This window comes from Flavobacterium sp. W22_SRS_FK3 (assembly GCF_052113665.1).
In the GTDB taxonomy this organism is placed as follows: Bacteria; Bacteroidota; Bacteroidia; order Flavobacteriales; family Flavobacteriaceae; genus Flavobacterium.
Genome location: NZ_JBGQOF010000016.1, coordinates 25,582 through 38,941 on the forward strand (window position 1 = coordinate 25,582; position 13,360 = coordinate 38,941).

Here is a 13,360-nt window from a genome sequence, read left to right on the forward strand (position 1 = left end):
TTTAAGCCAAAAAAACATAAAGTTAATAAAGCTTACAGCCCACAGCTTAAAGCTAAAAGCAAAAAAAATGAATAAAATACATAATCCAAAACCCAATACCTGGTCAGAAATATTAAAAAGACCAACCCAGACTATCGATGATATCGAAGTTACGGTGAAAGAAATTTTTAAGGAAGTACAGAAAAAAGGAGATGAAGCAGTTGCAAAATACACTTCAATTTTTGACGGAATTGCTTTAGATAATTACGAGGTTTCAACAGCAGAAATTGAAGAAGCAATAAATTCAATTTCAACTGAATTAAAAGAAGCGATTCAGCTGGCTAAAAACAATATTTATAAATTCCATTCTGCACAAAAAACAGAAAAAATTTCAGTTGAAACGGCCGAAGGTGTAAATTGCTGGCAGGAAAAAAGACCAATTCAAAAAATTGGTTTGTACATTCCGGGTGGTACGGCTCCTTTATTCTCTACAGTCTTGATGTTGGCAGTTCCGGCTGAAATTGCAGGAAGTAAAGAAATTGTTTTATGCTCGCCTCCAGATAAAACCGGAAAAATCAATCCCGCAATCTTGTATGCTGCGAATTTATGCGGTGTAACTAAAATATTAAAGGTAGGTGGAATTCAGGCAATTGCCGGAATGACATTTGGAACAAAATCAATTCCGAAAGTATATAAGATTTTTGGACCTGGAAACCAATTTGTAACCGTTGCAAAACAATTGGCAACACAATTTGGAGTTGCTATTGATATGCCTGCAGGACCATCAGAATTATTGATTGTGGCTGATGACACCGCTGTTCCTGCATTTGTAGCTTCCGATTTATTGTCACAGGCAGAACACGGAACAGACAGTCAGGTAATTTTAGTTTCGACTTCGAAAAAACTAATTGAGGCAGTCGAAAAGGAAATTCAAATTCAGATTGAAGAACTTCCACGAAAAGAAATTGCCAAAAAAGCAATTGCGAATTCTAAATTAATTTTTGTTGAAAATGATAAAGTGGCTTTGGAATTAATCAATGAATACGGACCGGAGCACTTTATTATCTGTTCAGAATATGATGATTTTTATTGTAACGGAATAGTAAATGCCGGTTCAGTTTTTATTGGGAATTATACTCCTGAAAGTGCAGGAGATTATGCTTCAGGAACCAACCATACTTTGCCGACAAATGGATATGCTAAGAATTACAGTGGAGTAAACCTGGATAGTTTTATGAAATCAATGACCTTTCAGAAAATTTCAGAAGCCGGAATTCAGAATATTGGTAAAGCAATTGAAGTTATGGCAGAAGCCGAAGGATTGCAGGCGCACAAAAATGCTGTAACACTTAGATTGAAAAGTTTAGAATAAAAATAGAAGAAAGAGCAAAGAATCAAGATTTTTGTATAGTCTTTTATCTTGGTTCTTGATTCTTAAAATAAAGAAAAAATGAAATTCGATATAAACAAAATAACACGTGAAAACGTAAAAATATTAAAACCGTATTCTTCTGCCCGCGATGAATTTGAAGATTTTGATACTGCCGAAATGATTTTTTTGGATGCTAATGAAAATCCGTTTCAAAATGGGGTAAATCGTTATCCGGATCCACAGCAGAATTCGGTTAAAACGATCTTAGCTAAAAATAATACCATAAAACAAAGCCAGATTTTATTAGGAAATGGAAGTGATGAGGTTTTGGATTTACTTTTCAGGGCTTTTTGTGAACCAAAAACCGACAATATTATTTCATTGCCGCCAACTTATGGAATGTATAGTGTTTTAGCAAACATAAATGCGGTACAAAACAGAGAAGTTTTACTTTCAACAGATTTTCAGCCACAGGTAGAAAAGATTTTAGACGCTGTCGATGACAATACAAAAATTATTTTTTTATGCTCACCAAACAACCCAACGGGAAATTCTTTTTCGGACGAAAGTGTGGTGACATTATTACAAAACTTTAAAGGTTTGGTGGTGATTGATGAAGCATACATCGACTTTTCTGAGAAGGAAAGCTGGCTGATCGAAATCGATGAATATCCAAATTTGGTTATTACCCAAACACTTTCAAAAGCGTATGGTCTTGCCGGAATCCGTTTAGGAATCTGTTATGCGTCTGAATCGGTAATCTCGGTTTTGAATAAAATCAAACCTCCTTATAATGTTAACGAACTGACCCAAAAAAGAGCCATTGAACGTTTGAAGGATTCAGAAAAAATAAAACAGGAAATAACATCTATAATCGAACAAAGAGAGGAATTATTGAAAGTTTTGGCAAAAATTGATTTTGTTGAAAAAGTATATCCAACGGAAGCTAATTTTGTGCTGGTGAAAGTTGATAATGCTAATAAAAGATATGATGAATTAATAGCGAAAGGAATTGTAATAAGAAACAGAACAACGCAGCCCTTATGTGAAAATTGCCTGCGTTTTACGATTGGAATTCCGGAAGAAAATGCTGTTTTGATTAAGGAATTGAAGTTGTTGAATTAGAAGAAATAATATAGAGCAAAAAAGAAAGAAAAAATTAAAGAGTTTTTTGGATAGAATGGAAAGTCCATTTTCTTTACTCTTTTTTCTTTATTCTCAAAAATATAAATATGAAAAAAGTACTTTTTATAGATCGTGACGGAACGATTGTTTTAGAACCAGAAGGATATCAATTGGATAGCCTTGAAAAATTAGAATTTTATCCGAAAGCGTTTCGATATCTGGCTAAAATTGCCACTGAATTAGATTACGAATTGGCAATGGTGACCAATCAGGATGGTTTGGGAACAGATAGTTTTCCTGAAGATACGTTTTGGCCAACACAAAACTTTATTTTAAGAGCCTTTGAAAACGAAGGCGTTTTGTTTGATGATATTTTTGTTGATCGTTCTTTTCCTGAAGACAATGCGCCTACACGCAAGCCCCGTACAGGAATGTTGACAAAATACATTGATAATCCAAATTATGATTTGGCAAATTCGTTTGTACTGGGAGATCGCTTAACAGATGTTGAACTGGCTAAAAACTTAGGTGCAAAAGCCATTTTTATGAATATGTCTGATGGAGCTGGAAGTAATGAAATTAGCGCCAAAAGAGAAGAATTGGATGCGACAATTGTTTTACAGTCTACAGATTGGAAAACGATTTACGAGTTTTTAAAATTAGAGGCGCGTTCAGCTTCCATTATTCGTAAAACGCATGAAACGGATATTTTTATCAATCTTAATCTGGATGGAACAGGGAAAAGCAAAATCGATACCGGAATCGCTTTTTTCGACCATATGTTGGATCAGATTTCGCGTCATGGTCAAATGGACTTAGAAATACTTGTAAAAGGTGACTTACAAGTTGATGAACATCACACGATTGAAGATACTGCTATTGCCCTGGGAGAGGTTTTTGCAAAAGCACTTGGAAATAAGTTAGGTATCGAGCGTTATGGTTTTTGTTTGCCAATGGACGATTGTTTAGCTCAGGTTGCGATTGATTTTGGTGGTAGAAACTGGCTGATTTGGGAGACAGAATTTAAACGCGAAATGGTTGGTAAAATGCCAACAGAGATGTTTTTCCATTTCTTTAAATCGTTCTCAGATGGTGCAAAAGCAAACATTAACATCAAAGCAGAAGGCGATAATGAACATCATAAAATTGAAGCGATTTTTAAAGCTTTCGCAAAAGCCATAAAAGTAGCGGTAAAAAGAGATACTGAGAAAATGATTTTGCCTTCAACGAAAGGAATGCTATAATAAGTCAAAAGTTGAAAGTCGTAAAGTCGAAAGGTTCTGTAAATTATGGACAATCAAAATTGACTTTAAGACATTTGACTTTACAACTTTAAGACTAATATAAATGAAAATAGTAATTATAAATTACGGCGCAGGAAATATTCAAAGCATGATGTTTGCTATCGAAAGGCTTGGTTTTAAAGCTGTTTTGAGTAATAATCCGGAAGAAATTCAGCAAGCTGATAAAGTCATTTTTCCGGGTGTGGGAGAAGCGAGTTATGCGATGCGAAAACTGAAGGAAAGCGGTTTGGATGGTTTGATTCCGAATCTAAAACAGCCGGTTTTAGGAATCTGTCTGGGTATGCAATTGATGTGTAATTCGTCTGAAGAGGGAGATACCAAAGGTATGGGGATTTTTGATGTGGATGTGATTAAATTCACTCCAAAAGTAAAAGTACCGCAAATGGGCTGGAATCAGATTTACAATCTGAAATCAGATCTGTTTAAAGGAATTTCGGAGAACGAATTTATGTATCTGGTACATAGTTTTTACGCTCCAAATTGCGCTGAAACCATTGCCACAACGAATTACGAATTGGAATATGCATCGGCTTTACAAAAAGATAATTTTTACGGGACCCAGTTTCACCCGGAGAAAAGCGGTGCTGTTGGAGAGAAAATATTAGAGAATTTCTTGAAAATGTAAAAGTTCAATAGCAATATCAAAAATCAATTACAATATCAATTTTGAAAATCTGAAATCAAAAATCTTTAATTGACAATCAAAAATCAGGACTTTATGACTTTAGACTTTCAAACTTTAAGACTAATAAAAATGAGAATAATACCAGCCATAGATATCATTGACGGAAAATGTGTCCGCTTGTCAAAAGGGGATTATGATACCAAAATAATTTACAACGAAAATCCGCTTGAAGTAGCGAAATCCTTTGAAGCACACGGAATTGAATATCTGCATTTAGTGGATTTAGACGGAGCAAAATCGAGCAAAATTGTCAATTATAAAATTTTAGAGCAAATTGCTTCACAAACCAAATTAAAAGTTGATTTTGGCGGAGGTTTAAAATCGGATGCCGATTTAAAAATAGCTTTTGAAAGCGGTGCGAACCAAATTACTGGTGGAAGTATTGCGGTAAAAAACAGGGCGATTTTCGAAAAATGGATTTCTATATATGGTTCGGATAAAATCATTTTAGGTGCTGATGCAAAAGACGAAAAAATCGCTGTTTCAGGCTGGCTTGAAGATTCAGATGAAGAATTGATTCCTTTTATTCAGGATTATCAAACTAAAGGAATTCAATACGTTATTTGTACCGATATTGCGAAAGACGGAATGCTCGAAGGTCCAAGTTTTGACTTATATGCTAAAATTTTGGCAGAAGCTAAAAATGTAAAACTGATCGCTTCGGGTGGAATTTCAACTTTTGATGAATTGCCAAAACTAGCCGAATTAGGTTGCGAGGGAACCATAATTGGAAAAGCGATTTACGAAGGCAGAATCACTTTGAAACAACTTGAAAACTATATAATAGGTTTATAGTTGTTGGTTGTCGGTTGATATTTTTATATTGACCAGCAACTAACAACCAATAACAAACAACTAAAAAGAATGTTAGCAAAAAGAATCATTCCTTGTTTGGATATAAAAAATGGAAGAACTGTAAAAGGTGTTAACTTTGTTGATTTACGCGATGCAGGTGATCCGGTGGAACTGGCCGAAATTTATTCTGCGGAAGGTGCTGATGAATTGGTATTTCTGGATATTTCGGCTACAGAAGAACGTAGAAAGACCCTGGTAAACATGGTACGAAGCGTCGCTGAGAAAATTAATATTCCGTTTACGGTTGGCGGCGGAATTTCATCTGTTGAAGATGTTGAAATTCTGCTGAATAACGGCGCTGATAAAGTTTCGATCAATTCATCGGCAGTAAAAAATCCACAGTTAATTAATGATCTGGCACAGAAATTTGGAAGCCAATGTGTTGTTGTAGCTATTGATGCCAAACAAATTGACGGACAATGGATTGTACATTTGGTTGGAGGGAAAGTACCAACAGAATTAAACCTATTTGATTGGGCTGTTGAAGTTGCAGAACGTGGCGCTGGCGAAATATTATTCACATCAATGGATAATGACGGAACCAAAAATGGCTTTGCAAATGAAGCTTTGGCAAAATTATCGGAGTTAATCAATATTCCTATTATTGCTTCTGGCGGAGCGGGAAATATACAGCATTTTGTAGATTCATTTAAGGAAGGAAAAGCTGATGCTGCTTTGGCTGCGAGTGTTTTTCACTTTAAGGAAATCGAGATTAAGGCTTTGAAAGAAGAACTGAGAAATAATGATATTGAAGTTCGAATTTAGAGAATAGAGTTGAGACAAAATAGAATAAAGAGACAAGAAATAATATAGAATTTGGAATTCGGGATTTAAAAATCTGAAGTCTAAAATCTAAAATCTAAAATTACAAATGAACATAGATATAAAAAGCGCACACGGATTGATTCCGGCCATTATTCAGGATTCGGAAACTAAAAATGTTCTGATGCTGGGTTATATGAATGAAGAATCGCTTCAAAAAACAATCGAAACCCAAAAAGTAACTTTTTTCAGCCGTTCCAAACAAAGGCTTTGGACAAAAGGGGAAGAGAGCGGGCACTTTTTGAATTTGGTTGATATTAAAAATGATTGTGACGGAGATACGTTGTTGATTCAGGCAAGACCTGTTGGCCCTACTTGTCATACAGGAGCCGATACCTGCTGGCAGGAAGAAAATAAAGAAAGCTACGGATTTCTGTCAAATTTAGAAAATACAATCAAAATCCGAAGAGAAAATGCCGATTCTGAACAAAGTTATGTAGCTTCTTTATTCGCTAAAGGAATTAATAAAATTGCCCAGAAAGTAGGTGAAGAAGCTGTAGAAGTGGTTATTGAAGCAAAAGATGATAATGATGATTTGTTTCTAAGCGAAAGTGCCGATTTACTTTTTCATTATCTAATTCTTTTGCAGGCAAAAGGCTTTCAGCTGAATGATGTAATTGATGTTTTAAAGAAACGCCAGAAGTAGTTTTTTTTTGAATAAAATATAAAATCCTGTTGAATTTTCTAAATTCAGCAGGATTTTATATTTTCAATGAATCCATATTTTTTAATTAAGAGTCAAAGCTCCTAAAATCTCTTCGAACATAAATGGCCCCCCGGGATATTTGGCAGTATAATCAAGATTCATCCAGACCTGACCACGTTCATCAATATGATAATGAATTATTTTTCCTTTACTTTCTTTTACAAAAAGTACATTTTTAATTAAATAATTGACTTTTTCCAGATCAATTAAGGAGCCAATCAATATTTCAGGATAAATATGTCCTTTAGTATGAATTAATCTAGGTGTTCCACCAATAGAGCGTATCGCGGCTGCCATTAAAATCGAGTGATCATCACAATCACCCGAAAAATATTCTAAAGACTCGCTCGCAGTGGCAATATAATCGCCTTCTTTCGGGTCATTAACGTAATTCCATCGATTGTTGATTTCCTTAAAAACAGCGAAACACTGAATGGTTGTTCTGTAATCTGAATAGCCTCTTATCCCTTTGAAATGTTTAGAAGTAGCCATAATGGCAAAATTCCGAACTTTCGGATTCTGATATTCTATAGCATTGATAATTTTTGATTTATTTGGGAATGGCAGCAATTTTGCTACAATAATATCTTGTGGAAATGGATTATCAGACATGGTATATATCATAGAATTATAATCTTCAGCAATTTCGTTGAAACCATAATTTCCAATAACAGTTCCGTAGAATAAAACCAATAAATATATCGCAATACAAATTAAAATAATAGTTCGTAAAAGCATTAATATGAAGAAAATAGCAGCAAAAACAACCAAAAAAATAAATATACGGTCTAAGTTAAAGGACCATTTTAAATCGATTAGATTTTGATGTAATATGATAAAAACCGGAATGGTTATCAAAAGACTTAATGCCATAATAATAATCCTATCCCAGGGAGATTTTACCTGTAATTTGGATTTTAATTGTGGAAAGTCAATTTTTGGAATTTTTATCATAGTAATAAAAAGCAGTGTTTTTACATCGCTTTTACGGTTTCAACAAAAGTACTTTTTTTATCAATAATTCCCAGATCAAATAACTGATTTTGAATCTTAATAAACGCTTTTTCGGTTAAATTTTTTTGTGACCATTGTGTAAGCTTTAACCATTCCTGAATATCTTCTGGTTTTTGATTAAAAATACCTGCCAATGTTTTGTCAATATCAGGGATTTGAGTAAAATCGTGTGTTGCATTATTAATGATTTGAAGGATCTTCTCAACTATTTTAGGATTTTTTTTTAAAAATTCATCCCTAACGGTAATTACAAATGAAGGCCATGGAGTAGGACAATCATCAACACGTCTGAAAATACCCTGATCAACAAGTGGTTTGGTCATGAAGCGTTCCCACATAAAGTAATCTGCAGTTCCGTTTGTGAGGGCTTCTACCGCACCGTCGATTGTATTGATAATTTCAAATTCCAAATCAGCTGTTTCCCAACCCTGTTCATGGGCATTTACATATGCCATTAATTGTGACCCTGAACCTAATCTTGAAATAGCAACTTTTTTATTTTTAAGGTCTCGTATAGTATGAAAATCAGATTTTGCTGCAACGTGAATACCCCAAATTAAAGGAGACTGAACATAAATCTGAACAATTTTACTTGGATTTCCGTTAACGATATCTTTTATAATTCCTTCAGTCAAAATAACTGCAATATCTGCTTCACCATCACGAAGCATCTGACACATTTTTCCGGTACCTTCAGGTATGTTTTTCCATTGTAAATCTATATTTTCAGCTTCAAATTCGCCATTTTCAATGCATAGTTGCCATGGTAAATTGAAGTGTTCCGGAACACCTACAATTTTTACAGTTTTCATTATAGTTTAAGTTTAAGTTGTTTAGTATGTTTTTAAATTTATCAGATTTCTTCGATTATTTATTGTTAAATTTTAAGAATTATCTAATTATCAAATCGACACATTTTCTAATTTTTTAATAAATCTGTTCTGTGTTTTTCTGAAAGGCAAGGTTCTGCAAAATCTATGACCGAAAGTTCTGCGTATTCATTTAGAATACTTTTTACAACAGAATAATCGACTTTTGGGGTTATTTCTACAGCAAAAAGAGTTTCGTTCAGACCTTCAGATTCACAATTAACATCTTTTAGTTTTTCTCTAATTATTTGCTTGTCAAAATTTTTTTCTAAAATTACAACCTGAATAATAGAGTTTCCAGAAGTTTCTATCGTTTTTCTATAAGTCAGGCGCTGTTCATCTTCATCATATTCTGCAAAGAAAATATCATCTGTTGCAATTAAAGGACCAAAAAATGGAATATTATCCAGTTTGAAATATCCTTTTTCCAAATCAATAATTTCTGCCCACATCGTTTCTACAACTGTTTCTTCTAATAAATCGCTATAATATCTAAATAGGATTTTTTTGTGTGTTTCTGCCATTCTGTAATTTAATTTTTAGCTTTTAAAGGTGATATCACAATTCGATAACCATCCGGATCCAGAAACATTTGTCCATTTTCATTCCAATACGGATTTACTGCAGTTATCTTCAGAATATCATTTTCCAAAAGACTTTCAAGTAATGCATTATATTTTCTAATGGTATCGGGATAAAACACAACGATATCATCTTCGTCAAATTTATGGTCAGCTTCTGTTTCAGATTGTGTGAATTCAAAATGCCATTCTGAATTAGGTTTTCCAATAAAAACACCATCATAATTATTGTGGTTTTGAAAACCGCCTAGTCTTTCAAAACCTAAAATATTGACGTAAAAATTTTCAATTGTTTCTAAATTATTCGTGTGTCGTGCGACTCTTAATGTCATCCTTCTATTTTTTCAATTAAAATTATAAAACAAATGAAAAGCATAAAGCCGGCAAATAAATTTTTCTGAGCTGTTGTAAATCCATTTTTATCAATGATTTCACTGTTATTATCCCAATAATATTCTAAACTTTTAGGATATTTTTCTTCAATAGAAACATTTAAAAGTTGAAAAAAACTCCATCTAAATAAACCTCCCATACCTAAAGTAAACTTTCTTATTGGCTGAAAAATTATATGATCAATTAAAAAGCTAAACATTATTTTCCAGCTAGTTTATTTAAAGTATACGAAATCAACTCATCAACTGCTTTATATGAGTCTTCACTGAAAGTACCCGATGCACGATTGGCAATAATAGCATTCAATGATAAGGCATTATGACCTAATAATGCTGAAAGTCCATAAATTGCTGCGGTTTCCATTTCTAAATTAGTGATTCGGTTATCGTTAAAATCAAAATTATCCATTTTTGAATTTAGCGCTGAATCCTGAATATTTAAACGTAAAACACGCCCTTGAGGTCCATAGAACCCTCCGGCTGTAGCGGTAATTCCTTTAAAAATTTTATCAGATTCTATTATTTTTTCGAGTTTTTCCGAACAGGCAATAGCATACGGTTTTCCTTTTCGGATATCCCAATTGGTGTGGGCAACAAAAGCATCTTCAATAGCGACATTGGATACTTCATCGATCAAATAAGAGCGAAGCATGTTATCTAATCCTAATCCAAATTTAGACATTACAAAACTATCACAAGGAATATCGGCATGCAAAGATCCTGATGTTCCAATTCGAATAATATTTAAAGAAGTCAGTTCTTCTTTAGGTAGTCTTGTTTCTAAATCAATATTGACTAAAGCATCCAACTCGTTCAGCACAATATCAATGTTGTCAGGGCCAATTCCGGTTGACATTACCGAAATTCGTTTTCCTTTGTAGATTCCGGTTTGGGTTTTAAATTCTCTTTTTTGTGTAGAATATTCAATTGAATCAAAAAACTGGGTGATTTTTTCAACCCTGTTCTGATCTCCAACAAAAATTATATCGTGAGCGATATGTTCAGGACGAAGGTTCAGGTGATAAACGCTTCCGTCAGGATTTAGTATTAATTCTGATGCTTGTATCATTTTTTTTTAAGTTGCTAAGGTTCTAAGTTTCTTCTCCTGAAATCATAAAAATTTAACTGCAAAGATCGCAAGGATTCATCTTTGAAATCAATCAATTGGAATTTGGAATTTAAAAATGTGGATTTTCTTTATTACCCTCCAACACGTTTTGTTTTAAAGCCTTTTTCTTTTAAAATAGCCATTATTTTATCACGATAATCTCCCTGAATAATAATGGAATCATCTTTAAAAGTTCCGCCAACGCTTAGTTTTGTTTTAATCTCTTTAGCCAGAATTTTAAAATCTTCATCAGATCCTTCGTAGCCTTCGATTATGGTCGTTGCTTTTCCTTTTCGTTTTTCGAATTTACAAATCATAGGTTCTTTTTGCACATAAAGTACGTGTTCCTGTTCCTGAACTTCTTCAGGTTCGTTTGATTCGATATGATCCGGAAATAAATTTTTTAATTGATCTTGTAAATCCATAATGTTTTTTATTCTGAAAAATAAATTCCAATAAATATAGTTTATAAATATTAAATTCCAAACCCCAAGCTGTATTGGGATTTGGAATTTAATATTTAGAATTTAATAAGTTTATTTTTTAATTAAACCTAAATCTACCAAACGTTCGTATAAGTAATCTCCGGCTGTAATATCTTCGAATTTCTTAGGATTTTCGGCATCGATACAGTTTTCTAAACAATCCAGACGCATATCGCTTACAGGATGCATGAAAAACGGAATCGAATAACGTGAAGTTCCCCATAATTCTCTCGGTGGATTAACTACCTGATGTATAGTTGATTTCAGTTTATTATTTGTATGTCTTGACAGCATATCACCCACATTAATTACCAATTCATCATCCTGTGCAATGGCATCAATCCATTGGCCATCATGATTTTGAACCTGTAATCCTTTACCCTGCGCTCCCATTAAAAGCGTAATCAGGTTAATGTCACCGTGAGCAGCTGCACGAATGGCATTCTCTGGTTCAGAAGTAATAGGCGGATAATGTATTGGTCTTAAAATTGAGTTTCCTTCTTTGGCATACTGATCAAAATAAAATTCATCCAGACCTAAATGCAAAGCAAGTGCTCTTAGTACGTAAACACCTGTTTTTTCTAACATCTGATAGGCTTCTTTGCCTACAATATTAAAACGGGGTAATTCTTTTACTTCTACATTGTTCGGGTATTCTGAAGCATATTTTGAAGCTGCGTCCACATATTGTCCAAAATGCCAGAATTCTTTTAAATCTCCCTCTTTGCGACCTTTGGCATGTTCTTTTCCAAAAGAAACATATCCTCTTTGTCCGCCTATTCCGGGAATTTCATATTTGTGTTTAGTATCAATTGGCAAGGCGAAAAATTTTCTAATTTCGCCATAAAGTTCGTTTACCAGCTGATCATCTAAAAAATGACCCTTTAGGGCTACGAAGCCAATGTTTTCAAATGCACTGCCGATTTCATTTACAAATTTTTGTTTACGTTCCGGGTTGTCCGAAAGGAAATCACGTAAGTCTACACTAGGAATGTTTTGCATACTTTACATTTTTATTTAATTGTCAAAAAGCTTTTAAAACCTTTTGCCTTACAAATGTAGAGAATATTTTAGATTTCAATTTTAAAAATTTTATTAAAATTGAATTTAAAATTAAGCAATTTAACGGATTAGTAATGATTTTATTTTTGATTATAATTCAATTTAGATAGCTTTTAAGGGTTAAAAAATGTTAACAATCTTATAAATGATCAGGTTTGCAAGTAAAAATATCTATTTTTATAAAAAAACAATAATTTATGAATATAGGGTTGATAGGGTTTGGGAAAACCGGAAAAGCAGTAGCTTCAGTAATTTTACAAAACAAAAAATTTTCTCTGAAATGGGTTTTAAAAAAAAACACCACTTTGGAAAATCGTATAATTTCTGAATATCTGGGAATTGATTCAGATGAGACTGGGAAAATTTATTCCAGTTCGTCAATTTCTATATCTGAACTTCTCGATGCTGAACCTGTTGATTTTATAATTGATTTTTCTTCCTCCTTAGGAATTTATACTTATGGAGAAGAGGCCAGTATTCGAAAGGTAAAAATAATCTCTGCCATTTCCCATTATTCTAAAAAAGAGAAAGAATTTTTAAAATCACTTTCAAAACTTACAACCGTATTTTGGAGTCCAAATATCACTCTAGGTGTAAATTATTTACTATTTGCTTCTAAATTCTTAAAGAGAATTGCTCCGTGGGTTGATATCGAAATTATTGAAGAACATTTTAAGGGAAAAAATGGCGTTTCAGGAACAGCTCTTAAAATTGCAGAAACGCTGGATGTAGAAGAAAACGATATAAATTCTGTAAGAGCCGGTGGAATTGTAGGTAAACACGAAGTTGTTTTTGGGTTTCCTTATCAAACCGTCAGATTAATTCATGAAAGCATTTCTCGAGAAGCTTTTGGAAGTGGAGTTGTATTTGTAGCCGAAAATTTAAAAGATAAGGAAAAAGGATTATATAACTTTGAAGATATATTGTCTCCTCATTTTGTTATTAAATAAATTTTTCATGCTAAAAATTACTTTTCAAACTTTACATTTTTCTATTTTACA

16 protein-coding genes are annotated in these 13,360 nt (G+C 33.3%); 8 read left to right on the forward strand and 8 right to left on the reverse strand.

The features are described from left to right. The first annotated feature begins 67 nt into the window (after positions 1–67). The 7 genes from hisD (at position 68) to hisIE (ending at position 6,788) form a co-directional block, all read left to right on the forward strand. The gene (hisD, locus tag ACEN2I_RS15350) at positions 68–1,351 is read left to right on the forward strand and encodes a histidinol dehydrogenase (RefSeq protein WP_441766980.1); all 1,284 of its coding nucleotides are present in this window, start codon (positions 68–70) and stop codon (positions 1,349–1,351) included. A gap of 78 nt (positions 1,352–1,429) precedes the next feature. Continuing rightward, a complete protein-coding gene (gene hisC, locus ACEN2I_RS15355) occupies positions 1,430–2,476 on the forward strand; it encodes a histidinol-phosphate transaminase (RefSeq protein ID WP_441766981.1) in 1,047 nt (348 codons plus the stop codon). Positions 2,477–2,583: 107 nt separating this feature from the next. After that, on the forward strand, positions 2,584–3,720 hold the full coding sequence (hisB, locus tag ACEN2I_RS15360; protein ID WP_441766982.1) for a bifunctional histidinol-phosphatase/imidazoleglycerol-phosphate dehydratase HisB: 1,137 nt from the start codon (positions 2,584–2,586) through the stop codon (positions 3,718–3,720). 103 nt (positions 3,721–3,823) lie between these two features. Next, positions 3,824–4,405 carry an imidazole glycerol phosphate synthase subunit HisH gene (hisH, locus tag ACEN2I_RS15365; protein ID WP_441766983.1) on the forward strand — a complete coding sequence of 194 codons (582 nt, stop codon included), beginning with the start codon at positions 3,824–3,826 and terminating at the stop codon, positions 4,403–4,405. Between the two features lie 129 nt (positions 4,406–4,534). Next, on the forward strand, positions 4,535–5,260 hold the full coding sequence (gene hisA, locus ACEN2I_RS15370) for a 1-(5-phosphoribosyl)-5-[(5-phosphoribosylamino)methylideneamino]imidazole-4-carboxamide isomerase (protein WP_441766984.1): 726 nt from the start codon (positions 4,535–4,537) through the stop codon (positions 5,258–5,260). Positions 5,261–5,329: 69 nt separating this feature from the next. Next, positions 5,330–6,085 (forward strand): imidazole glycerol phosphate synthase subunit HisF, encoded by a 756-nt coding sequence (hisF, locus tag ACEN2I_RS15375; RefSeq protein ID WP_441766985.1) that lies wholly within the window; start codon positions 5,330–5,332, stop codon positions 6,083–6,085. A gap of 106 nt (positions 6,086–6,191) precedes the next feature. After that, positions 6,192–6,788 carry a bifunctional phosphoribosyl-AMP cyclohydrolase/phosphoribosyl-ATP diphosphatase HisIE gene (gene hisIE, locus ACEN2I_RS15380; RefSeq protein ID WP_441766986.1) on the forward strand — a complete coding sequence of 199 codons (597 nt, stop codon included), beginning with the start codon at positions 6,192–6,194 and terminating at the stop codon, positions 6,786–6,788. A gap of 81 nt (positions 6,789–6,869) precedes the next feature. On the opposite strand, the gene ACEN2I_RS15385 is transcribed toward hisIE, so the two are convergent. From ACEN2I_RS15385 to ACEN2I_RS15420, 8 genes are all read right to left on the reverse strand, one after another. Beyond that, entirely contained in the window at positions 6,870–7,802 is a 933-nt protein-coding gene (locus ACEN2I_RS15385) for a transglutaminase (protein ID WP_441766987.1), read from the reverse strand. A 20-nt stretch (positions 7,803–7,822) separates the two neighbouring features. Continuing rightward, positions 7,823–8,674, reverse strand: a complete 852-nt coding sequence (locus tag ACEN2I_RS15390) for a substrate-binding domain-containing protein (protein ID WP_441766988.1) — start codon at positions 8,672–8,674, stop codon at positions 7,823–7,825. A gap of 107 nt (positions 8,675–8,781) precedes the next feature. Continuing rightward, a complete protein-coding gene (locus ACEN2I_RS15395; RefSeq protein WP_441766989.1) occupies positions 8,782–9,255 on the reverse strand; it encodes a DUF4265 domain-containing protein in 474 nt (157 codons plus the stop codon). 8 nt (positions 9,256–9,263) lie between these two features. Next, positions 9,264–9,644, reverse strand: coding sequence for a VOC family protein (locus ACEN2I_RS15400; RefSeq protein ID WP_441766990.1), 381 nt, complete (start codon positions 9,642–9,644; stop codon positions 9,264–9,266). Continuing rightward, positions 9,641–9,904, reverse strand: a complete 264-nt coding sequence (locus tag ACEN2I_RS15405) for a hypothetical protein (RefSeq protein WP_441766991.1) — start codon at positions 9,902–9,904, stop codon at positions 9,641–9,643. Before ACEN2I_RS15405 ends, ACEN2I_RS15400 begins: the two co-directional genes overlap by 4 nt. Next, positions 9,904–10,773: a nucleoside phosphorylase gene (locus ACEN2I_RS15410; RefSeq protein ID WP_441766992.1), complete on the reverse strand. Its 870-nt coding sequence runs from the start codon at positions 10,771–10,773 to the stop codon at positions 9,904–9,906. Before ACEN2I_RS15410 ends, ACEN2I_RS15405 begins: the two co-directional genes overlap by 1 nt. Positions 10,774–10,904: 131 nt before the next feature. After that, positions 10,905–11,237: a translation initiation factor gene (locus ACEN2I_RS15415; RefSeq protein ID WP_059115351.1), complete on the reverse strand. Its 333-nt coding sequence runs from the start codon at positions 11,235–11,237 to the stop codon at positions 10,905–10,907. Positions 11,238–11,348: 111 nt separating this feature from the next. Next, entirely contained in the window at positions 11,349–12,299 is a 951-nt protein-coding gene (locus tag ACEN2I_RS15420; RefSeq protein WP_441766993.1) for an isopenicillin N synthase family dioxygenase, read from the reverse strand. Between the two features lie 257 nt (positions 12,300–12,556). On the opposite strand from ACEN2I_RS15420, the gene ACEN2I_RS15425 reads away from it, so the two are divergent. Further along, entirely contained in the window at positions 12,557–13,309 is a 753-nt protein-coding gene (locus tag ACEN2I_RS15425; protein WP_441766994.1) for a 4-hydroxy-tetrahydrodipicolinate reductase, read from the forward strand. The last annotated feature ends 51 nt before the right edge of the window (positions 13,310–13,360 follow it).

Bases quoted from the DNA above. Each gene is read 5' to 3' on its own strand.
- hisB (WP_441766982.1), top strand. From the start codon at position 2,584: ATGAAAAAAGTACTTTTTATAGATCGTGACGGAACGATTGTTTTAGAA.
- ACEN2I_RS15420 (WP_441766993.1), bottom strand. From the start codon at position 12,299: ATGCAAAACATTCCTAGTGTAGACTTACGTGATTTCCTTTCGGACAAC.
- hisH (WP_441766983.1), top strand. From the start codon at position 3,824: ATGAAAATAGTAATTATAAATTACGGCGCAGGAAATATTCAAAGCATG.
- hisD (WP_441766980.1), top strand. From the start codon at position 68: ATGAATAAAATACATAATCCAAAACCCAATACCTGGTCAGAAATATTA.
- hisIE (WP_441766986.1), top strand. From the start codon at position 6,192: ATGAACATAGATATAAAAAGCGCACACGGATTGATTCCGGCCATTATT.
- ACEN2I_RS15405 (WP_441766991.1), bottom strand. From the start codon at position 9,904: ATGTTTAGCTTTTTAATTGATCATATAATTTTTCAGCCAATAAGAAAG.
- ACEN2I_RS15425 (WP_441766994.1), top strand. From the start codon at position 12,557: ATGAATATAGGGTTGATAGGGTTTGGGAAAACCGGAAAAGCAGTAGCT.
- hisF (WP_441766985.1), top strand. From the start codon at position 5,330: ATGTTAGCAAAAAGAATCATTCCTTGTTTGGATATAAAAAATGGAAGA.
- ACEN2I_RS15395 (WP_441766989.1), bottom strand. From the start codon at position 9,255: ATGGCAGAAACACACAAAAAAATCCTATTTAGATATTATAGCGATTTA.
- ACEN2I_RS15385 (WP_441766987.1), bottom strand. From the start codon at position 7,802: ATGATAAAAATTCCAAAAATTGACTTTCCACAATTAAAATCCAAATTA.
- ACEN2I_RS15400 (WP_441766990.1), bottom strand. From the start codon at position 9,644: ATGACATTAAGAGTCGCACGACACACGAATAATTTAGAAACAATTGAA.
- ACEN2I_RS15410 (WP_441766992.1), bottom strand. From the start codon at position 10,773: ATGATACAAGCATCAGAATTAATACTAAATCCTGACGGAAGCGTTTAT.
- hisC (WP_441766981.1), top strand. From the start codon at position 1,430: ATGAAATTCGATATAAACAAAATAACACGTGAAAACGTAAAAATATTA.
- hisA (WP_441766984.1), top strand. From the start codon at position 4,535: ATGAGAATAATACCAGCCATAGATATCATTGACGGAAAATGTGTCCGC.
- ACEN2I_RS15415 (WP_059115351.1), bottom strand. From the start codon at position 11,237: ATGGATTTACAAGATCAATTAAAAAATTTATTTCCGGATCATATCGAA.
- ACEN2I_RS15390 (WP_441766988.1), bottom strand. From the start codon at position 8,674: ATGAAAACTGTAAAAATTGTAGGTGTTCCGGAACACTTCAATTTACCA.